Origin of the sequence: Pseudomonas pudica (assembly GCF_015680405.1) — a bacterium.
Lineage (GTDB): Bacteria > Pseudomonadota > Gammaproteobacteria > Pseudomonadales > Pseudomonadaceae > Aquipseudomonas > Aquipseudomonas pudica.
Genome location: NZ_JADLJS010000063.1, coordinates 1 through 20,822, shown reverse-complemented (window position 1 = coordinate 20,822; position 20,822 = coordinate 1). Strand labels below are relative to the sequence as shown.

The window sequence follows — 20,822 nt, the reverse complement described above, 5'->3', positions numbered from 1 at the left end:
GTTCTCCCACGGTCTGTACTGCTGTGAACAGTCAGATTCGGCTTTTTCGTCCCACCACCCCTTCGAGTATCACCATACAAGCGGCTTTAGCCGCGAACACCGGCGCAGCCGGTGCCATGCACCGCGTTGGATTCTTCGCGGGTAAACCCGCTCCCACAGGGTACGCGGACCGCTTGCGAATTCAGTCCTCTACCCGCCAGCGCAGCCTTACCGGGCCTTTTTTTCCAGAATCCGCGGCCCGGTACCTTCCTTGCCCAGCACATCCTCGGGGTTACGCAGTGGGCAATCTTCCAGCGACAGGCAGCCACAACCAATGCAGTTGTCCAGGCTGTCGCGCAACGCTTCCAAGGTGCGAATGCGGGCGTTCAGGTCTTCGCGCCAGGCGGTCGACATCTCACTCCATTGCGCTGCCGTGAGCTTGCTGTTGGGCGCATAGCGGCTGAAGGCCTGCTTGATCTCCTCAAGCGCAATACCCGTGCGCTGCGCCACCTTGATGATGGCCAGCGTGCGCAGCACCAGTGAAGGATAACGGCGCTGGTTACCCGCCGTACGGACGCTGGCGATCAGCCCCTTGGTTTCGTAGAAGTGCAGCGCAGACACCGCCACGCCGCTGCGCTTGGCCACTTCCCCTACCGTTAGCATCCGTGTTTTGTCCGCTGCCATGCCTGTTGACCTCAAGTTAACTCGAGCTTTTATAGTCCTGCCCGATCTTCCCCGCAACCGCTTTTCCTGATGATCGGAGCACTGCATGAACAAAAGGACGTTACTGGCCTGGGCTGGCGCTGTTGCAGGTGTGCTGGCCGCTGCCTATGCATTGGTCGGCAGTGGCTCGGCGCCGCCGGCTACGGCGGCATGGCCGGCGACCAAGGTGGCGCTGGCCACGGCCGAGCAAGTGCAGCTGGCACGGCAGAACTTTGCCTCGGGGGAACTGGAGGCGGTCAACCAGGTACAGGTGGCGGCCGAGACGGCGGGGCGCATCACCCGCATCGCCTTCGAGTCGGGACAATGGGTGAGTGCAGGGCAATTGCTGGTACAGCTGAACGATGCCCCGGAGCAGGCCCAGCGTGTGCAGTTGCGGGCCAGGCTACGCAATGCCGAAGTGGTGCTGCAGCGCAGCCGCAAGCTGCGCGCGGTGAACGCCGTGTCACAGGAGCTGCTCGACAATGCGGCCACCGCCGTGGACGTGGCCAGCGGGGAGCTGCAGCATGTCGAGGCGCTGATCGCGCAGAAGGCAATACGCGCGCCGTTTGCCGGCAAGCTCGGCATTCGCCGGGTGCATCAGGGCCAGTACCTGAGCGCCGGTGAGACCATCGCCAGCCTGGCCGACATCAGCCAGCTGCACGTCAATTTTTCCCTGGGCGAACAAGCCGCCCCCGAAGTGCACGTGGGGCAACTGCTGGCGCTGACGGTGGATGCGGTGCGCGGGCAGGACTTCCAGGCCCGGGTGGTCGCGGTGGACCCGGTGGTGAGCAAGGCGCGCCTGGTGCAGGTGCAGGCGGCCTTGCCGAACCCGGGCGGGCAGTTGCAGCCGGGCATGTACGCCGGCGTGCGCCTGGATGCCGCGCAGCCGTCAAGCGTGCTGGCCGTGCCGGAAACCGCGATCACCTACACCGCCTACGGGCAGACGGTGTTCGTCGCTACCCGGGACCCGGAACAGGGCACCCGGGTCAGCCGGGTGCGGGTGACTACTGGTGAGCGCTGGCAGGGCCGGGTGGAGATCACCTCAGGCCTGGCGCCCGGTGACCAGGTGGTGGTGTCCGGCCAGTTGAAACTGAGCGACGGCATGCCGGTCGAGCCTGTGGCGCAGGACAGCCTGCAGGCCAGCCAGGGAGGGCGGCAATCGTGAAGTTCACTGACCTCTTTGTCCGCCGCCCGGTGCTGGCGCTGGTGGTCAGCAGCCTGATCATCCTGCTGGGGCTGTTTGCCATGGGCAAGCTGCCGATCCGCCAGTACCCGCTGCTGGAAACCTCCACCATCACCATCAGCACCGAGTACCCGGGCGCCTCTGCCGAGCTGATGCAAGGCTTCGTGACCCAGCCGATCACCCAGGCGGTGTCGTCGGTCGAGGGCATCGACTACCTGTCCTCGTCGTCGCAGCAGGGGCGCAGCCTGATCACCTTGCGCATGGTGCTCAATCGCGATTCGACCCAGGCGCTTGCCGAGACCATGGCCAAGGTCAACCAGGTGCGCTATCGCCTGCCGGAAAAGGCCTACGACCCGGTGGTGGAGCTGTCGGCAGGTGACTCCACGGCGGTGGCCTACGTGGGCTTTGCCAGCGAAACCTTATCGATACCCGAACTGAGCGATTACCTGTCGCGGGTGGTGGAACCGCAGTTCTCCGGCATCGACGGTGTGGCCAAGGTGCAGTCGTTCGGCGGGCAGCGCCTGGCCATGCGCCTGTGGCTGGACAGCGAGCAGATGGCCGGGCGCGGGGTGACGGCCGCCGACGTGGCGCAGGCGGTGCGTGCCAACAACTACCAGGCGACGCCGGGGCAGGTGCGTGGGCAGTACGTGCTGGCCGATATCCAGGTGGACACCGACCTGACCCGGGTCGAGGACTTCCGCGAGCTGATCATCCGCAACGATGGCACCGACCTGGTGCGCCTGCGCGATGTCGGCACCGTCGAGCTGAGCGCGGCCGCCACACAGACCAGCGCCACCATGGACGGCAAGCCCGCCGTGCACCTGGGGCTGTTCCCCACCCCAACCGGCAACCCGCTGGTGATCGTCGAGGGTATTCGCCAGTTGCTGCCGCAGATCCGCCAGACCCTGCCACCCGGGGTGGAGGTGGCGCTGGCCTACGAGACCGCACGCTTCATCGACGCCTCGATCGACGAGGTGCTGCGTACCCTGGTGGAAGCCATGCTGATCGTGGTGCTGGTCATCTGGCTGTGCCTGGGTTCGCTGCGCAGCGTGGTGATCGCGGTGGTGGCCATCCCGCTGTCGATGCTCGGCGCGGCAGGCCTGATGCTGCTGTTCGGCTTCAGCCTGAACCTGCTGACCTTGCTGGCGATGGTGCTGGCCATCGGCCTGGTGGTGGACGACGCCATCGTGGTGGTGGAGAACGTGCACCGCCATATCGAAGAGGGCAAGTCGCCGGTTGCCGCGGCGCTGGCCGGGGCGCGGGAAATCGCCGGGCCGGTGATCGCCATGACCCTGACCCTGGCCGCCGTATACGCGCCGATCGGCTTGATGGGCGGGCTGACCGGCACGCTGTTCCGTGAGTTTGCCCTGACCCTGGCGGGGGCGGTGATCGTGTCCGGCATCGTCGCGCTCACCCTGTCGCCGGTGATGAGTTCGCTGTTGTTGCAACCCGGCCAGCAGCATGGCGCCATGGCCAACATGGCCGACCGCCTGTTCGGCATGCTGACCGGGGCCTATGGGCGAGCACTTGCCTACACCCTGTCGCATCGCTGGATCAGTGGTGGTGTGGCGCTTCTGGTGTGCCTGAGCCTGCCTTGGCTATACCTGCTGCCGCAGCGCGAACTGGCCCCGCCCGAGGACCAGGCGGCGGTGCTGACGGCCATCAAGTCGCCGCAGCATGCCAGCCTGGATTATGTGGAGCGCTTTGCCCTGAAACTGGACCAGGTGATGAAGTCCCTCGCCGAAACCACCGACACCTGGATCATCAACGGCACCGACGGCCCGGCCGCCAGTTTCGGCGGCATCAACCTCAGCGCCTGGCAGGTTCGCGAGCGTTCCGCCGCGCAGGTGCAGGCGCAGTTGCAGCAGGCCGTGGCGGACATCGAGGGCAGCAGCATCTTCGCCTTCCAGGTGGCCTCGCTGCCGGGCTCCAGCGGTGGCTTGCCGGTGCAGATGGTGTTGCGCAGCGCACAGGACTACCCCGAGCTGTACCAGACCATGGAGATGATCAAGCAGCGCGCCCGCGACAGCGGCCTGTTCAGCGTGGTGGACAGCGACCTCGACTACAACAACCCGGTGGTCAAGGTGCGCATCGACCGCGCCAAGGCGGCCAGCCTGGGCATCAGCATGCAGGCTATCGGCGAGTCGCTGGGCGTGCTGGTGGGCGAACAGTACCTCAACCGCTTCGCCCTGTTCGGGCGCTCCTACGACGTGATCCCGCAAAGCATCCAGGACCAGCGCCTGACACCGGCTGCGCTGAACCGCCAGTACGTGCGTGCCGAAAACGGCAGCCTGGTGCCGCTGGCCACGGTGGTGCACCTGGACATCGAAGTGGCGCCCAACCGCTTGCTGCAGTTCGACCAGCAGAACGCCAGTACCCTGCAGGCGATCCCGGCGCCCGGTGTGTCGATGGGTAATGCCGTGGCATTTCTCGAACAGCTTGCCGCCGAACTGCCACCTGGCTTCAGCCATGACTGGCAATCGGAGTCGCGCCAGTACGTGCAGGAGGGCTTTGCCCTGATGTGGGCGTTTCTCGCCGCCCTGGTGGTGATCTACCTGGTGCTGGCCGCGCAGTACGAAAGCCTGGTGGACCCGCTGATCATCCTGGTGACCGTGCCACTGTCGATCTGCGGTGCGCTGCTGCCGCTGGCGCTGGGCTGGGCCACGCTGAACATCTACACGCAGATCGGCCTGGTGACCCTGATCGGCCTGATCAGCAAGCACGGCATCTTGATGGTGGAGTTTGCCAACGAGATCCAGGTGCGTGACAACCTCGACCGTGCCGCCGCCATCGTCCGCGCCGCGCAGATACGCCTGCGGCCGGTGCTGATGACCACGGCGGCGATGACCTTCGGCGTGCTGCCGCTGCTGTTTGCCAGCGGCGCCGGGGCCAACAGCCGCTTTGGCCTGGGGGTGGTGCTCGTGTGCGGGATGCTGGTGGGGACCTTGTTTACCCTGTTTGTGCTGCCGACGATCTATGCCTTGCTGGCGCGAGACCATCGGGTGACCACGGTGCGGGGGCAGCAGTTGGCGGAGGCTGAGCGGGTGCTGGACATGTGAGGTAAACCTGGCCACATGCGCGATCCCTGTAGGAGCGGCCTTGTGTCGCGATAGGGCCGCTCCTACAGGGATCGCGCAAGTTTTGGGATATCGAGCATGGCGCTGGTTTGATCAGCCAGGCGACCGATCGCGGCGTATCTGGGTGACGAGGGTAAAGCGATCATCCGGGTGCACCGTCTCGGAAACCGCCATCAGGTCGCCGTTTTCCTCTCGGTAATGGCGAATGATCTTCAGCCCCGGCGCGCCTGCCTCGGCCTTCAGCACCCTGGCCATTTCCGCGGTCAGCAGCACTGCCCGCACCTGCTGGTCGACCACCGCGATCGCCCGGCCATAGTGCTGCTCGATCAGCCCCGCAATCAGTTGGTCGGGGTGCTCGCGGGCCAACTCGATGACCTCGGCATAGTCGCGCTGCGCGTACACATCGGTCCAGCACAGCGGCGCCGTGTTGTGCACGCGGTCGACACGGATGCTCGACACGCAGAAGTAGTGCTCGCCCGGAACCAGCCCCAGCCGCGCCGCCTCGCTCAGGTCGGCGACGAAGTGGCGCACGTCCTGGATTTCCCGTTGCTGGGTTTCCGCCAGGTGCGCCAGGTCCGCCACGCTGGCCAGTGACTGCGAATAGCCACCGCGCGGGCTGCTGGCCTCCACCCGGGTACCCACGCGCTTGCGCCGCGATACCAGCCCTTGGTTGAGCAACTGGTTGATCGCCGCGCGCACCGTGTGTCGGCTCACATCGTAAAGGTCGCACAGCTCGAACTCGGTCGGCAGCAGGCTGCCCACCGGGTAGCGGCCGCTGGCAATACCTTCCATCAAGTCCTTTGCCACGGTGGTGTAGCGCGTCGGATTCATACCTTTGGTCTGTCTCGCGAAGTAGCCCCGGAAATCAAGCCTGTGCGGGCAGGCTCATATGCAGCAAGGGGAACGGCCGGCCTTCGCCATCCAGCGGTGAGCGGCCGGTCTGGATGAAACCGTAGTGCCGGTAGAACCCCACTGCCTGCGGGTTCTGCTCGTTGACATCGACGCTCATAACGTTGTGCTTCTGGCGGCCGAAATCCAGCAGCGCGCGGCCAATGCCCTGGCCATGGCGCTCGGGGGCGACAAAGAGCATTTCCACGTGGTTGCCATTGAAGCCAATGAAACCAAGTGGGCGGTCTTCGGTGTCAACCGCAACCCAGAGCTCGACGGCCTGGAAGTAGACGTCGCGCAATTGCGGCAGCAGCGCGTCGATGTCGGACGCTTGCAGAAAGTGGTGCGTGGCGCGCACGGCGCGCAGCCAGATATCGAGCAGTTGCGGATGATCTGCAGCGATGCTTTGGCGGATGATCATGGAGTGATGCCTGGTCGGTGTATGGCTGCGGGGTCGGGAGGAAGAAAAAGGGTACCCGGATTGTAGGTGGCGGGGCAATGACGGTGGGGCAGGGCATCAGCTGATGCGTTGCCCGGGCTGGCCCTTTCGCGGGTAAACCGCTCCCACAAGCAAGCACTGCCCTCGAGCCCGGCGCCGTACCTGTGGGAGCGGGTTTACCCGCGATATCAGAAGCCCGCCTCCAGGCCCAGCAGGTCCTGCACCGTCTGCCTGCGGCGAATCATCCGTAGCGCCCCATCCTCGATCAGGAACTCCGGCAGCAATGGCCGGCTGTTGTAGTTCGACGACATCGACGCGCCATAGGCCCCGGCGTCGTGGATCACCAGCAGGTCACCCACCTGTGCCTGGGGCAGGTCGTGCGGGGTCAGTTCCTGGTCATCCTGGGTAAACACATCGCCCGACTCGCACAGCGGCCCGGCCACCACTGTCGGCTGCCGTGGGCGGTCAACCGGCTGGCCGTCGGCGTCGAGCAGGGTCATGCGGTGGTAGGCCCCGTACATCGCCGGGCGCATCAGGTCGTTGAAACCGGCGTCGATCATGACGAAGGTATTGCGGCCCACCTGCTTCACGGCGCGTACCTCGGCCACCAGGTAGCCCGATTCCGCCACCAGGAAGCGCCCTGGCTCGATCTCCATGCGCACGGGGTGGCCCAGCATCGCCTCGATCTCTTTGCGGGCCACGGCCCAGGTCTGGGCGTAGCGTTGCAGGTCGACCGGCTTGTCGCTGCTGCGGTACGGGGTGGAAAGCCCGCCGCCAATGGAAAACGCTTCGATGTCCACGCCTAGGCGGCCGATCAGCTCGATCATCGAGCGGGCCACTTGCTCCAGGTGCTGATAATCCACCCCCGAGCCGATGTGCATGTGCACCCCTACCAGGTGCAGGCCATGGGTTTTTACGCAGGCCAGCGCTTCGCCCAGCTCTTCGTGCCAGATGCCGTGCTTGCTGTTCTCGCCACCGGTGTTGGTCTTGCGGCTGTGGCCATGGCCGAAGCCGGGGTTGATGCGGATCCACACGCGGTGACCGGGCGAGCGTTCACCCAGTTGGCGCAGCATGTCGATGGAACCGGCGTTGACTTCGATCTTCGAGGCCACCACCCGCTCCAGGGTCGGCCGGTCCAGCGCGTCGCAGGTCAGCACCACGCCGGCAGGGTCGCCATCCACGCTTGCGCCCGCGGCAAAGGCCCGCTCCATTTCGCCCAGCGACACTGCGTCCAGCACCAGGCCGTGGGCGCGCATCAGGCGCAGCACATGCAGGTTGGGGTTGGCCTTCTGGGCGAAGCGCACGGTATCGAACACTTTCAGCTGTTCGACGCGCTCGGCGATGGTGCCGGCGTCATAGGCCCATAGCGGCGAGCCGTGCTGGCGGACAGCCTCGGCCAGAAGAGTGAAGGGTGCAGTCATGGTGGCGCTACTCATATAAGGAAGGCCACGAGAATGAGCCAAAGCAGGAATTCAGAAAAATAGCTATTTTTCTGTCAGCCATTCATATCTGATATGACTATTGCCGACTTGCCAGGTGTTGCCGTGAAACTGTCCGTCCGCCATATCGAAGTGTTTCGCGCCATCATGGCCGCTGGCAGCGTCACCGGTGCGGCGCGCTTGCTGTTTACCTCGCAGCCCACTGTCAGCCGCGAACTTGCGCGGCTGGAGCAGGTGACCGGGCTGAACCTGTTCGAGCGCGAAGGCGGCCGTCTGGTGCCGACGGCCCAGGCGCTGCTGTTGATCGAGGAGGTTGAGCGGGCCTACGTAGGGCTGGAGCGCATCGACCGCTTTGCCCAGGCCATCCGCAATTTCGAGCAGGGTCGGTTGGCCATTACCTGCCTGCCGCTATTTTCCCAGACCTTGCTGCCCAAGGCTTGCCAGCGCTTTCACCAACAGCACCGGGGCGTGAGCGTGAGTATCCTGGCGCAGGAGTCGCCGTTGCTGGAGGAGTCGCTGGTTGCCCAGCAGCATGACCTGGGCCTGACCGAGGTAGAGCAGATACCGCGTGGCGCCTACGGCGAATTGCTGTTCAGCGCCAACATGGTGTGCGTGCTGCCCGACGGGCACCCGTTGCAGGCAAGGGCCGAGCTGGAGCTGAGCGATTTCCACGAGGTCGACTTCATCAACCTGGCCAGCCTGGACACCTACCGGCAGCGCCTGGACCAGCACTTTGGCGCGGCGGGGGTGAACCGCCGCACGGTCATCGAAACCACCAGTGCTGCCTCGGTGTGCGCCATGGTCAGGCAAGGCCTGGGGGTGGCGATCATCAACCCGCTGAGCGGGCTGGAAGCGGCGCAGGGCGGGTTGCCGATCCGGCGGTTGCGGGTGTCCGTGCCGTACCAGGTGATGCTGATCAGGCCGGACCACCGGCCGGCATCGGCGGCGGTGGAGCCGTTTTGCCAGGCGTTGCGGGTGCAGGCCCGGGAGATGCAGCAGGCGCTGGCATGATCGTTGTGGGGGAACTGCCTTGCACAAAACCTAAAAAATGGCGCGATCACTGTGGGAGCGGGCAAGCCCGCGAAGCAGGCGACGCGATGGATGGCACCGGCTGTGCCGGTGTTCGCGGGCATGCCCGCTCCCACAGGGGCAGCGCCGGTATTCAGTTCGTCACAGCTCGCAGACGAAGGTGCCGGTCCCGGCCAGGATGTTCTCCAGGGTTTCCTTCACTTCATCCATGTCACTCAACTCGCTGGTCAGGTTGATCTCCAGCACCTCATCGCCCTTCAGCGCATCCCGGTCGCCGGCCGCCACTTCGATCAGCAGGCGCTTGGCGCTCAGGATCACTTTCAGGCCATCCAGCGTCGACGGCTCATCATCCAGGGTCAGGTCGACGGTGTCTTCGTCCGGGTAGCGGGTCAGCAGGAACATCTGACCCTTGTCGCTGTGGCAGCACAGGGTCGCCATGTTGTCTTCCTCGTCATCGCAAGGGGTGGCGAACAGCAGGGCAGTATTGATTTGCATGGACAAGGCTCGGATCAAAGGAAACGGAAGGGAATTCTGACAGTCTTGCCTACAGGCATAAACGTAAAGTTACCGCCCCTTGACCGAAATTGTCGCAGCGCTGCAAGCCTTGATGACCAATCAGTCGTTAAGCTTCGGCGAGCCCTGGGCGTGCCTGCGCACGTTCAACGCCTGGTTTTACCGTCCGCCTTGCCACGGGTTGGCTATCGTTGATCCGTACACGGCGCACGCAGCGACGCTTCAACTATTACAAAGCCCAAGCGGAGTACCACAGATGGCGTTCTTCACCGCAGCCAGCAAAGCCGACTTCCAGCATCAACTGCAAGCGGCCCTGGCGCAGCACATCAGCGAACAGTCCCTGCCACAAGTCGCGCTGTTCGCCGAGCAGTTCTTCGGCATCATCTCTCTGGACGAACTCACGCAACGCAGGCTTTCCGACCTGGCCGGCTGCACCCTGTCAGCCTGGCGCATCATCGAGCGTTTCGACCCCGAATACCCGCAAGTACGGGTGTACAACCCCGATTACGAACGCAATGGCTGGCAATCGACCCACAGCGTGGTCGAAGTGCTGCACCACGACCTGCCGTTCCTGGTCGACTCGGTACGCACCGAGCTCAACCGCCGCGGCTACAGCATCCACACCCTGCAGACCACCGTGCTCAGCGTGCGCCGCGGCGCCAAGGGCGAGCTGCTTGAACTGCTGCCCAAGGGCACCCAGGGCGAGGGCGTACGTCATGAGTCGCTGATGTACCTGGAGATCGACCGTTGCGCCAACGCCGCCGAGCTGACGGTACTGGCCCGCGAGATCGAGCAGGTGCTGGCCGAGGTGCGGGTGGTGGTGGCCGACTTCGAACCGATGAAGGCCAAGCTGCGTGAAGTGGTGGCGGAGGTGGAGCAGACCGCCTTTGGCCCGGCGCAGAACGAAAAGGGCGAGGTCAAGGCTTTCCTCGAGTGGCTGCTGGACAACCACTTCACCTTCCTGGGCTATGAAGAATTCACTGTCAAGGGCGATGCCGATGGTGGCCAGATGGTCTACGACGAGCAGTCGTTCCTCGGCCTGCCGCGCCGCTTGCGCGTGGGCCTGACGAGCGACGAGCTGCGCATCGAAGACTATGCCGTGGCCTACCTCAATGAACCGTTGCTGCTGTCGTTCGCCAAGGCCGCGCTGCCAAGCCGCGTACACCGCCCGGCCTACCCGGACTACGTGTCGATCCGCCAGCTGGACGCCGACGGCAAGGTGATCAAGGAACACCGCTTCATGGGCCTGTATACCTCGTCGGTGTACGGCGAAAGCGTGCATGCCATCCCTTATATCCGGCAGAAGGTCACCGAAATCGAGCGCCGCTCGGGCTTCGATCCCAAGGCCCACCTGGGCAAGGAACTGGCCCAGGTGCTGGAAGTGCTGCCGCGCGACGACCTGTTCCAGACCCCGGTCGACGAGCTGTTCAGCACTGTCATGTCGATCGTGCAGATCCAGGAACGCAACAAGATCCGCGTGTTCCTGCGCAAGGACCCGTACGGCCGCTTCTGCTACTGCCTGGCCTATGTACCGCGGGAAATCTACTCCACCGAAGTGCGGCAGAAGATCCAGCAGGTGCTGATGGAGCGCCTGAAGGCCAGCGACTGCGAGTTCTGGACCTTCTTCTCCGAATCGGTGCTGGCCCGTGTGCAGCTGATTCTGCGGGTAGACCCGAAAAACCGTATCGACATCGACCCGCAGCAGCTGGAACGCGAAGTGATCCAGGCCTGCCGCTCGTGGCATGACGACTACTCGGCGCTGGTGGTCGAAAACTTCGGCGAAGCCCAGGGCACCAATATCCTCGCCGACTTCCCCAAAGGTTTCCCGGCTGGTTACCGCGAGCGCTTCGCCGCGCACTCGGCGGTGGTCGACCTGCAGCACGTGCTGAACCTGTCGGAAAGCAAGCCGCTGGCGATGAGCTTCTACCAGCCGTTGACCCAGGTCGGCGAGCGTACCCTGCACTGCAAGCTGTACCACGCCGACACCCCGCTGGCGCTGTCCGATGTGCTGCCGATCCTGGAAAACCTCGGCCTGCGCGTACTCGGCGAGTTCCCGTACCGCCTGCGCCATGCCAGTGGCCGCGGCTACTGGATCCACGACTTCGCCTTCACCTACAGCGAAGGCCTGAGCCTGGACATCCAGCAGCTCAACGACACCCTGCAGGATGCCTTCATCCACATCGTCCGCGGCGATGCCGAGAACGACGCCTTCAACCGCCTGGTGCTCACCGCCGGCCTGCCATGGCGCGACGTGGCGCTGTTGCGCGCCTATGCCCGTTACCTGAAGCAGATTCGACTGGGCTTCGACCTTGGCTACATCGCCAGCACCCTGAACAACCACACCGACATCGCCCGCGAGCTGACCCGGTTGTTCAAGACCCGCTTCTACCTTGCGCGCAAGCTCACCCAGGAGGACCTGGATGACAAGCAACTGCGCCTGGAACAAGCCATCCTGACAGCGCTGGACGACGTGCAGGTGCTCAACGAAGACCGCATCCTGCGTCGCTACCTGGACCTCATCAAGGCCACCCTGCGCACCAACTTCTACCAGCCGGATGCCAACGGCCAGAACAAGTCGTACTTCAGCTTCAAGTTCAACCCCAAGCTGATCCCCGAGCTGCCCAAGCCGGTGCCCAAGTTCGAGATCTTCGTCTACTCGCCACGGGTCGAGGGCGTGCACCTGCGCTTCGGCAACGTCGCCCGCGGCGGCTTGCGCTGGTCCGACCGCGAGGAAGACTTCCGCACCGAGGTGCTGGGCCTGGTTAAAGCCCAGCAGGTGAAGAACTCGGTGATCGTACCGGTCGGCGCCAAGGGCGGCTTCCTGCCGCGCCGCCTGCCGCTGGGCGGCAGCCGCGACGAGATCGCGGCCGAAGGCGTGGCGTGCTACCGCATCTTCATTTCCGGCCTGCTCGACATCACCGACAACCTCAAGGACGGTGGCGTGGTGCCGCCGGCCAACGTGGTACGCCACGATGATGACGACCCGTACCTGGTGGTGGCGGCCGACAAAGGCACCGCGACCTTCTCCGACATCGCCAACGGCATTGCCATCGACTACGGCTTCTGGCTGGGCGATGCCTTCGCCTCGGGCGGTTCGGCCGGTTACGACCACAAGAAGATGGGCATTACCGCGCGCGGCGCCTGGGTTGGCGTGCAGCGCCACTTCCGCGAGCGCGGCATCAATGTGCAGGAAGACCCGATCACCGTGATCGGCATCGGGGACATGGCCGGCGACGTGTTCGGCAACGGCCTGCTGATGTCCGACAAGCTGCAGCTGGTGGCTGCCTTCAACCACCTGCACATCTTCATCGACCCGAACCCGGAGCCAGCCGCAAGCTTTGCCGAGCGCAAGCGCCTGTTCGACCTGCCGCGCTCGGCCTGGAGCGACTACGACACAAGCATCATGTCCGAAGGCGGCGGGATCTTCCCGCGCAGTGCCAAGAGCATCGCCATCAGCCCGCAGATGAAAGAGCGCTTCGCCATCGACGCCGACCGCCTGACCCCGACCGAGCTGCTCAATGCTTTGCTCAAGGCACCGGTAGACCTGCTGTGGAACGGTGGCATCGGTACTTACGTCAAGGCCAGCACCGAGAGCCACGCCGACGTCGGCGACAAGGCCAACGACGCGCTGCGGGTCAATGGCAACGAACTGCGCTGCAAGGTGGTGGGCGAGGGCGGCAACCTGGGCATGACCCAGCTTGGCCGGGTCGAGTTCGGCCTGCATGGCGGCGCCACCAACACCGACTTCATCGACAACGCCGGCGGCGTGGACTGCTCCGACCACGAGGTCAACATCAAGATCCTGCTCAACGAAGTGGTGCAGGGTGGCGACATGACCGAGAAGCAGCGTAACCAGCTGCTGGGCAGCATGACCGACGAAGTGGCCGGCCTGGTGCTGGGCAACAACTACAAGCAGACCCAGGCGTTGTCACTGGCGGCTCGCCGCGCCCGCGAGCGGATTGCCGAGTACAAGCGCCTGATGGCCGACCTGGAGGCCCGTGGCAAGCTGGACCGCGCCATCGAGTTCCTGCCGTCCGAGGAGCAGTTGGCCGAGCGCCTGGCCGCCGGCCAGGGCCTGACCCGCGCCGAACTTTCGGTGCTGATCTCGTACAGCAAGATCGACCTCAAGGAACAGCTGCTCAAGTCGCTGGTGCCGGACGACGATTACCTGACCCGCGACATGGAAACCGCCTTCCCGCCGTCGCTGGTCAGCAAATTCGCCGACTCCATGCGCCGCCACCGCCTGAAGCGCGAAATCGTCAGCACCCAGATCGCCAACGATCTGGTCAACAACATGGGCATCACCTTCGTCCAGCGCCTGAAAGAGTCGACCGGCATGAGCCCGGCCAACGTGGCCGGAGCCTATGTGATCGTGCGCGATATCTTCCATCTGCCGCACTGGTTCCGCCAGATCGAGGCACTGGACTACCAGGTGCCGGCGGAAATCCAGCTGACCCTGATGGACGAACTGATGCGCCTGGGCCGCCGTGCCACCCGCTGGTTCCTGCGCAGCCGCCGCAACGAGCAGGACGCCGGGCGCGACACCGCGCACTTCGGGCCGAAGATCGCGCAACTGGGGCTCAAGCTCGACGAGTTGCTCGAAGGCCCGACTCGCGAGCGCTGGATGGTGCGCTACCAGGGCTTCGTCGAGGCTGGTGTACCGGAGTTGCTGGCGCGCATGGTGGCTGGCACTACCCACCTGTACACCCTGTTGCCGATCATCGAGGCCTCGGATGTTACTGGCCATGATCCGGCGCAGGTGGCCAAGGCGTTCTTCGCCGTGGGCAGCGCGCTGGACCTGACCTGGTACTTGCAGGAAATCAGCAACCTGCCGGTGGAAAACAACTGGCAGGCGCTGGCCCGCGAGGCGTTCCGCGACGACATCGACCTGCAGCAGCGGGCGATCACCATCTCGGTACTGCAGATGGCCGATGCGCCGGAAGACATGGACGCCCGCGTGGCGCTGTGGGCCGAGCAGCACCGGGTGATGGTGGAACGCTGGCGCGCCATGCTGGATGACCTGCGCAATGCCACCGGTACCGACTATGCGATGTACGCGGTGGCCAACCGCGAGCTGGTAGACCTGGCCATGAGCGGGCAGGCGGCGGTGGTGCCGTCCTGAGCTTCATGAGGCGGTAGAAGAAAGCCCCGGCAGTGATGCCGGGGCTTTTTTGTATTCCTGGGCCGGCCTCTTCGCGGGTGAACCCGCTCCCACAGAAGTATCTCAAGCCTTGAGTGCAGTGAGGTCCCTGTGGGAGCGGGTTTACCCGCGAAGAGGCCGGTACAGGCTTACTTGAACCTGCGCTCCACGCCTTTCTCCACCAGAATCTTCGCCGAAATCTCCTCCACCGAAAAATGCGTGGAATTGATGTTGGGAATGTTCTCCCGGCGGAACAGGTTCTCCACCTCGCGCACTTCGAACTCGCACTGGGCAAAGCTGGAATAGCGGCTGTTGGGCTTGCGCTCGTGGCGGATGGCGGTGAGGCGGTCGGGGTCGATGGTCAGGCCGAACAGCTTATTGTGGTGCTTTTTCAGCACCGCCGGCAGCTGCAGGCGCTCCATGTCGTCCTCGGTCAGCGGATAGTTGGCGGCGCGGATGCCGAATTGCATGGCCATATAAAGGCAGGTGGGGGTCTTGCCGCAGCGCGATACGCCTACCAGGATCAGGTCGGCCTTGTCGTAGTAGTGGGTGCGCGCGCCATCGTCGTTGTCCAGGGCGAAATTCACCGCCTCGATGCGTTCCATGTAGTTGGAATTGCCGCCGATCGAGTGCGACTTGCCGACGGAATACGACGAATGGGCAGTCAATTCCTGTTCAAGCGGGGACAAAAACGAAGAAAAGATGTCGATCATGAAGCCATTCGAGGTAGCCAGGATCTCACGGATGTCCTGATTGACGATGGTGTCGAAGATGATCGGGCGTACACCATCGCGCTCGGCCGCGGCATTGATCTGCTGGACCATGGTCCGTGCCTTTTCCGGCGAATCGATGTAGGGACGGGTGAATTTATTGAACGGAATGCTCTCGAATTGAGCGAGCAGACTCTGGCCCAGGGTTTCGGCAGTGATGCCGGTGCCGTCGGAGATGAAGAACGCGGTTCGTTTCATTTGCGATCTGGGCCTTAAGCTGATGACGTTTCTTGGATATGATAAGTTCGGTTTGCCGAATGCGGCTGTCGGCATTCTCACTTATTTTCCAGGTACAGGCCACAAGCGTCCGGCCAAGTCAACGAAGGCAGGCGGGCGCCCTTGAGCTTTTCCAATACAGTTAGTGGAGAGATCACCTTGGTAGAGTACGTAGTTTCCCTCGATAAGCTCGGCGTCCATGATGTAGAGCATGTGGGGGGCAAGAACGCATCCCTGGGCGAGATGATCAGCAACCTCGCAGGTGCTGGTGTATCGGTGCCGGGCGGCTTTGCCACTACGGCGCAGGCGTACCGCGATTTTCTCGAACAGAGTGGTCTCAACGACCGTATCCACGCCGCGCTCGACGCACTCGACGTGGATGACATCAACGCCCTGACCAAGACTGGTGCGCAGATTCGCCAGTGGGTCATGGAAGCCGACTTCCCGCCGCGTCTTGACAGCGAAATTCGTGCGGCCTTCGCCGAAATGGCCGCCGGCAACGAAAACATGGCCGTCGCCGTGCGTTCCTCGGCCACCGCCGAAGACCTTCCGGACGCCTCGTTCGCCGGCCAGCAGGAAACCTTCCTCAACATCCGCGGCGTCGACAACGTGATCCGCGCGGCCAAGGAAGTGTTCGCCTCCCTGTTCAACGACCGCGCCATCGCCTACCGCGTGCACCAGGGCTTCGACCACAAGCTGGTGGCCCTGTCCGCCGGCGTGCAGCGCATGGTCCGCTCCGAAACCGGCACCGCCGGCGTCATGTTCACCCTCGACACCGAGTCGGGCTTCCGCGACGTGGTGTTCATCACCGGTGCCTACGGCCTGGGCGAAACCGTGGTGCAGGGTGCGGTCAACCCTGACGAATTCTACGTGCACAAGAGCACCCTGCAGGCAGGCCGCCCGGCTATCCTGCGCCGCAACCTGGGCAGCAAGGCGATCAAGATGGTCTACGGCGAAGAAGCCAAGGCCGGCCGTTCGGTCAAGACCGTCGAAGTGGACCGCGCCGAGCGCGCGCGCTTCTGCCTGACCGATGCCGAGGTCAGCGAGCTGGCCAAGCAGGCCATGATCATCGAGCAGCACTACCAGCGCCCGATGGACATCGAATGGGCCAAGGACGGTGACGACGGCAAGCTGTATATCGTCCAGGCGCGCCCCGAGACGGTGAAGAGTCGCTCCAGCGCCAACGTCATGGAACGCTACCTGCTGAAAGAGAAGGGCACCGTACTGGTCGAAGGCCGCGCCATTGGCCAGCGTATCGGCGCCGGCAAGGTCCGCGTGATCAACGACGTATCGGAAATGGACAAGGTCCAGCCGGGCGATGTGCTGGTCTCCGACATGACCGACCCGGACTGGGAACCGGTGATGAAGCGCGCGAGCGCTATCGTCACCAACCGTGGCGGGCGTACCTGCCACGCGGCGATCATCGCTCGTGAGCTGGGCATTCCGGCCGTGGTCGGTTGCGGCAATGCCACCCAGGTGTTGAAAGACGGCCAGGGTGTGACCGTGTCCTGTGCCGAAGGCGACACCGGCTTCATCTTCGAGGGCGAGCTGGGCTTCGACGTCAAGCAGAACTCGGTCGACGCCATGCCCGACCTGCCGTTCAAGATCATGATGAACGTCGGCAACCCGGATCGTGCGTTCGATTTCGCCCAGCTGCCCAACGCCGGTGTCGGCCTGGCGCGCCTGGAGTTCATCATCAACCGCATGATCGGCGTGCACCCCAAGGCACTGCTGAACTACGCCGGCCTGCCAGCCGACCTGAAAGACAGCGTCGACAAGCGCATCGCCGGCTACAACGACCCGGTCGGCTTCTATGTCGAGAAGCTGGTCGAAGGCATCAGCACCCTGGCTGCGGCCTTCTACCCGAAAAAGGTCATCGTGCGCCTGTCGGACTTCAAGTCCAACGAGTACGCCAACCTGATCGGCGGCAAGCTGTACGAGCCGGAAGAAGAAAACCCGATGCTGGGCTTCCGTGGCGCTTCGCGTTACATCAGCGAATCTTTCCGTGACTGCTTCGAGCTCGAGTGCCGTGCGCTCAAGCGCGTGCGCAACGAGATGGGCCTGACCAACGTCGAGATCATGGTGCCGTTCGTGCGTACCCTGGGTGAAGCCAGCCAGGTTGTCGACCTGCTCGCCGAAAACGGCCTGGCCCGTGGTGACAACGGCCTGCGCGTGATCATGATGTGCGAACTGCCGTCCAACGCCATCCTCGCCGAAGAGTTCCTGGAATACTTCGACGGCTTCTCGATCGGCTCCAACGACCTGACCCAGCTGACCCTGGGCCTGGACCGTGATTCGGGCATCATCGCCCACCTGTTCGACGAGCGTAACCCTGCGGTGAAGAAGCTGCTGGCCAACGCCATTGCCGCGTGCAACAAGGCTGGCAAGTACATCGGCATCTGCGGCCAGGGCCCGTCGGACCACCCGGACCTGGCCAAGTGGCTGATGGAACAGGGCATCGACAGTGTGTCGCTGAACCCGGACTCGGTACTCGAAACCTGGTTCTACCTGGCCGAAGGGCAGGGCGCGGTCTGATGCAGTAAAACGCGGGGGTACGTCTGGCGTACCCCCGCCTGGTTTTTTCCAGGGCGAGCTCCAGCAATGGATCCCGCCCTTTTTTGTGCACCAAGCAACCTTATGCAAAGCAGCAGCACTCTATTCCCCGTCGCCTTGCTCAGTGCCGAACGCCGCGGCGACCTCAGCGAAGACGTGTACCGGATCAAGGCCGGCAACAGCCCCGACCCCAGCGTCGAGCTGGCTGTCACCCGCCTGGGGCTGGCCGATCAGGGCCAGGCCCAGGGCGTGCCGGTCATTCTCCTGCACGGCAGCTTCTCCAACCGCCGCTTCTGGTACTCGCCCAAAGGGATTGGCCTGGGGGCCTATCTCGCCCGCGCCGGCTTCGATGTATGGATCCCGGAAATGCGCGGCCACGGCCTGTCGCCGCGCAACCATGACTGGAAGCACAACAGCGTTGCCGCCTATGCCCGCGATGACCTGCCGCTGATTGCCGCGTTCGTGCGTGAACAATCGGGCCAGGCGCCGCACTGGGTCGGCCATTCCCTGGGTGGTACGACCCTGGCGGCAGCGCTGGGCGGTGGCTTTCTGCCTGCCGAGCAGGTGGCCAGCGTGGCGCTGTTCGGCACCCAGATCAGCCGCGTGTACTGGCCGCTGAAGGTGCCGCCGCTGGCCTGGGGGGCGAAGCTGCTGCTCAAGCGCTGGGGGCAGATCTCCGGGCCGCGTTTCAAGCGTGGGCCGGAGGATGAGCCGATCGGCCTGGCCCTGGAGAGCATGCGCTGGCATGGCCTGTTCGGGCGCTTTGGCGACAAGCAGAGCGACTGGTGGGCGGGGCTGGCCAAGGTGGATGTGCCGCTGCTGGCGGTGGCTGGTGCAGGGGACTTCCAGGACCCGGTGTGGGCCTGCCGCAAGCTGTTCGAGCAATTGGGCGGTGAGCGCAAGCAGTTTTTGCGGTTGGGCCCCGAGGAAGGGTTCGAGGCTTTCGGGCATGTCGACATGCTGGTGAGCAAGGCCGCGCAGGTGCAGGTGTGGCCGCTGGTGGAGCGTTGGCTGCGGGATCCGCTGGTGCCGGTGCATGAATCCACGGTGGTGGCGGAGCCTGTGCCCGCCAGTTGATTCTGCTGTGTCTGTACTGGCCCTATCGCCGGCAAGCCAGCTCCCACAGGAGTACCACTAGCCTGAAGCCAGCGGGGGCCTGTGGGAGCTGGCTTGCCGGCGATAGGGCCGGTACAGGCAAAACATGACCGTTCGGTCCTGGATGACTGCGATGGGCTCTACGGTGTAGCCTTGGCCGATACCCGCTTTCGTTGTGACTGACAGGAGCTTCCCATGCAGCATTACGTTACGCCCGACCTGTGTGATGCCTACCCGGACCTGGTGCAGGTGCTGGAACCGATGTTCAGCAATTTCGGCGGCCGTGATTCGTTCGGCGGCCAGATCGTCACCATCAAGTGCTTCGAAGACAACTCGCTGGTCAAGGAGCAGGTCGAGCTCGATGGCAAGGGCAAGGTCCTGGTCGTCGACGGCGGTGGCTCGCTGCGTCGTGCATTGCTCGGCGACATGCTCGCCGAGAAGGCTGCCAAGAACGGTTGGGAAGGCCTGGTCATCTACGGCTGCGTGCGTGACGTCGACGTGCTGATCCAGACCGATGTCGGTGTGCAGGCCCTGGCCAGCCACCCGATGAAGACCGACAAGCGCGGCATCGGCGACCTTAACGTGGCAGTGACCTTCGCCGGGGTGACCTTCCGCCCGGGCGAGTACGTGTATGCCGACAACAATGGCGTGCTGGTTTCGCCAAGCCCGCTGAAAATGCCGGAGTGATGCGCCGCCCGCGCTGATGGAGCTTTGATGTTCGAGGAAGACAACGCGCAGTGGGGGCTGGTACACGCCCTGGTGCTCGATGGCAAAGGTGGCGCGCGCTCGATTGCCCGTACCGAGCTGGACGACCTGCAGCTGCAACCTGAGCAGAGCCTGTGGCTGCACTGGGACCGCAGCCATCCGCAAACCCGTACCTGGCTGCTGCACGACAGCGGCCTGAGCGCGTTTGCCTGCGAGCTGCTGCTGGAGGAAAACACCCGGCCTCGCCTGCTGCCCATGGCCGATGAACAGTTGTTGCTGTTCCTGCGTGGGGTCAACCTGAACCCGGGTGCAGAGCCCGAAGACATGGTCTCGGTGCGCATCTTCGCCGAGGCGCAGCGGGTCATTTCGCTGCGCCTGCGGCCGTTGCGCGCCAGTGACGAGATTCTCCAGCAGCTCGAAGAGGGCAGGGGCCCGAAATCGGCGTCCGAGCTGCTGCTGCTGATGGGCGAACTGCTCACCGAAAAGGTCCAGGGCTTGGTCAGCGACCTGTCCGAACTGGTCGACCTGGAAGAAGAAAAGGTCGAGTCCGACGAACGGTACACCCCGGAAAACGGCTGCTTGCAGCAGATCCGCCGGCGTGCCGCCGGCCTGCGGCGATTCCTGGCTCCGCAGCGGGAGATCTACGCCCAGCTGTCGCGCAGCAAATGGAGCTGGTTCGTCGATGCCGACGCCGATTACTGGAACGAGCTGAACAACAGTCTGATCCGCTACCTCGAAGAGCTGGAACTGGCCCGCGAGCGGGCCGCCCTGGTGCTGGAGAGCCAGGATCGCCGGCGCAGCGAGCGCATGAACCGCACCATGTACCGCTTCGGCATCATCACCTGCATCTTCCTGCCCATGAGCTTCATCACCGGGCTGCTGGGCATCAATGTCGGCGGCATCCCCGGGGCGGAAAACCCCTATGGCTTCCTGTTCGCCTGCATCGTCGTGCTGGGGCTGGCGGTGGGGCAGTGGTGGCTGTTCCGGCGGTTGCGGTGGGTATAGATGCTCATTGACCTGCACCGGCCCTATCGCCGGCAAGCCAGCTCCCACAGGTGCACCACAGGTTTCCGGGTTTGTGGTACCCCTGTGGG

Annotated in this window: 14 protein-coding genes; 8 read left to right on the top strand and 6 right to left on the bottom strand. The window is 64.3% G+C overall.

Annotation, left to right across the window (positions count from 1 at the left end):
- Window positions 1–207: 207 nt before the first annotated feature.
- The gene (gene soxR / locus IRZ77_RS24895) at window positions 208–663 is read right to left on the bottom strand and encodes a redox-sensitive transcriptional activator SoxR (protein WP_135002552.1); all 456 of its coding nucleotides are present in this window, start codon (window positions 661–663) and stop codon (window positions 208–210) included.
- An 85-nt stretch (window positions 664–748) separates the two neighbouring features.
- Here soxR and IRZ77_RS24890 point away from each other — a divergent pair, with 85 nt between their 5' ends.
- Window positions 749–1,846: an efflux RND transporter periplasmic adaptor subunit gene (locus tag IRZ77_RS24890; RefSeq protein ID WP_046616295.1), complete on the top strand. Its 1,098-nt coding sequence runs from the start codon at window positions 749–751 to the stop codon at window positions 1,844–1,846.
- Window positions 1,843–4,923, top strand: coding sequence for a MexW/MexI family multidrug efflux RND transporter permease subunit (locus tag IRZ77_RS24885; protein ID WP_196174570.1), 3,081 nt, complete (start codon window positions 1,843–1,845; stop codon window positions 4,921–4,923). Before IRZ77_RS24890 ends, IRZ77_RS24885 begins: the two co-directional genes overlap by 4 nt.
- Window positions 4,924–5,034: 111 nt before the next feature.
- On the opposite strand, the gene IRZ77_RS24880 is transcribed toward IRZ77_RS24885, so the two are convergent.
- The 3 genes from IRZ77_RS24880 to lysA form a co-directional block, all read right to left on the bottom strand.
- Window positions 5,035–5,772, bottom strand: coding sequence for a GntR family transcriptional regulator (locus IRZ77_RS24880; protein ID WP_108481442.1), 738 nt, complete (start codon window positions 5,770–5,772; stop codon window positions 5,035–5,037).
- Window positions 5,773–5,806: 34 nt separating this feature from the next.
- Window positions 5,807–6,250 carry an acetyltransferase gene (locus IRZ77_RS24875; RefSeq protein ID WP_085601509.1) on the bottom strand — a complete coding sequence of 148 codons (444 nt, stop codon included), beginning with the start codon at window positions 6,248–6,250 and terminating at the stop codon, window positions 5,807–5,809.
- 206 nt (window positions 6,251–6,456) lie between these two features.
- Entirely contained in the window at window positions 6,457–7,689 is a 1,233-nt protein-coding gene (lysA, locus tag IRZ77_RS24870) for a diaminopimelate decarboxylase (RefSeq protein WP_135002550.1), read from the bottom strand.
- 123 nt (window positions 7,690–7,812) lie between these two features.
- Between lysA and IRZ77_RS24865 the strand changes: the two genes are divergently transcribed.
- A complete protein-coding gene (locus IRZ77_RS24865; protein WP_196174569.1) occupies window positions 7,813–8,718 on the top strand; it encodes a LysR family transcriptional regulator in 906 nt (301 codons plus the stop codon).
- 159 nt (window positions 8,719–8,877) lie between these two features.
- Here IRZ77_RS24865 and IRZ77_RS24860 read toward each other — a convergent pair whose 3' ends face one another.
- Window positions 8,878–9,231, bottom strand: coding sequence for a hypothetical protein (locus IRZ77_RS24860; RefSeq protein ID WP_196174568.1), 354 nt, complete (start codon window positions 9,229–9,231; stop codon window positions 8,878–8,880).
- Between the two features lie 274 nt (window positions 9,232–9,505).
- Between IRZ77_RS24860 and IRZ77_RS24855 the strand changes: the two genes are divergently transcribed.
- On the top strand, window positions 9,506–14,371 hold the full coding sequence (locus IRZ77_RS24855) for an NAD-glutamate dehydrogenase (protein WP_108481446.1): 4,866 nt from the start codon (window positions 9,506–9,508) through the stop codon (window positions 14,369–14,371).
- A 167-nt stretch (window positions 14,372–14,538) separates the two neighbouring features.
- Here IRZ77_RS24855 and ppsR read toward each other — a convergent pair whose 3' ends face one another.
- Window positions 14,539–15,357 carry a posphoenolpyruvate synthetase regulatory kinase/phosphorylase PpsR gene (gene ppsR / locus IRZ77_RS24850; protein ID WP_024086557.1) on the bottom strand — a complete coding sequence of 273 codons (819 nt, stop codon included), beginning with the start codon at window positions 15,355–15,357 and terminating at the stop codon, window positions 14,539–14,541.
- 177 nt (window positions 15,358–15,534) lie between these two features.
- Here ppsR and ppsA point away from each other — a divergent pair, with 177 nt between their 5' ends.
- The 4 genes from ppsA (at window position 15,535) to IRZ77_RS24830 (ending at window position 20,733) form a co-directional block, all read left to right on the top strand.
- Window positions 15,535–17,910: a phosphoenolpyruvate synthase gene (ppsA, locus tag IRZ77_RS24845; protein ID WP_046616287.1), complete on the top strand. Its 2,376-nt coding sequence runs from the start codon at window positions 15,535–15,537 to the stop codon at window positions 17,908–17,910.
- A 102-nt stretch (window positions 17,911–18,012) separates the two neighbouring features.
- Window positions 18,013–19,005: an alpha/beta fold hydrolase gene (locus tag IRZ77_RS24840; RefSeq protein ID WP_230385835.1), complete on the top strand. Its 993-nt coding sequence runs from the start codon at window positions 18,013–18,015 to the stop codon at window positions 19,003–19,005.
- A 213-nt stretch (window positions 19,006–19,218) separates the two neighbouring features.
- Window positions 19,219–19,710 (top strand): ribonuclease E activity regulator RraA, encoded by a 492-nt coding sequence (gene rraA / locus IRZ77_RS24835; protein WP_021785500.1) that lies wholly within the window; start codon window positions 19,219–19,221, stop codon window positions 19,708–19,710.
- 27 nt (window positions 19,711–19,737) lie between these two features.
- Window positions 19,738–20,733: a zinc transporter ZntB gene (locus IRZ77_RS24830; RefSeq protein ID WP_025338285.1), complete on the top strand. Its 996-nt coding sequence runs from the start codon at window positions 19,738–19,740 to the stop codon at window positions 20,731–20,733.
- Window positions 20,734–20,822 lie beyond the last annotated feature (89 nt).

Excerpts from the sequence above, each read along its gene's own strand:
- soxR (WP_135002552.1), bottom strand. The coding sequence starts at position 663 with ATGGCAGCGGACAAAACACGGATGCTAACGGTAGGGGAAGTGGCCAAG.
- IRZ77_RS24890 (WP_046616295.1), top strand. The coding sequence starts at position 749 with ATGAACAAAAGGACGTTACTGGCCTGGGCTGGCGCTGTTGCAGGTGTG.
- IRZ77_RS24880 (WP_108481442.1), bottom strand. The coding sequence starts at position 5,772 with ATGAATCCGACGCGCTACACCACCGTGGCAAAGGACTTGATGGAAGGT.
- IRZ77_RS24875 (WP_085601509.1), bottom strand. The coding sequence starts at position 6,250 with ATGATCATCCGCCAAAGCATCGCTGCAGATCATCCGCAACTGCTCGAT.
- lysA (WP_135002550.1), bottom strand. The coding sequence starts at position 7,689 with ATGACTGCACCCTTCACTCTTCTGGCCGAGGCTGTCCGCCAGCACGGC.
- IRZ77_RS24860 (WP_196174568.1), bottom strand. The coding sequence starts at position 9,231 with ATGCAAATCAATACTGCCCTGCTGTTCGCCACCCCTTGCGATGACGAG.
- IRZ77_RS24855 (WP_108481446.1), top strand. The coding sequence starts at position 9,506 with ATGGCGTTCTTCACCGCAGCCAGCAAAGCCGACTTCCAGCATCAACTG.
- ppsR (WP_024086557.1), bottom strand. The coding sequence starts at position 15,357 with ATGAAACGAACCGCGTTCTTCATCTCCGACGGCACCGGCATCACTGCC.
- IRZ77_RS24840 (WP_230385835.1), top strand. The coding sequence starts at position 18,013 with ATGCAAAGCAGCAGCACTCTATTCCCCGTCGCCTTGCTCAGTGCCGAA.
- rraA (WP_021785500.1), top strand. The coding sequence starts at position 19,219 with ATGCAGCATTACGTTACGCCCGACCTGTGTGATGCCTACCCGGACCTG.
- IRZ77_RS24830 (WP_025338285.1), top strand. The coding sequence starts at position 19,738 with ATGTTCGAGGAAGACAACGCGCAGTGGGGGCTGGTACACGCCCTGGTG.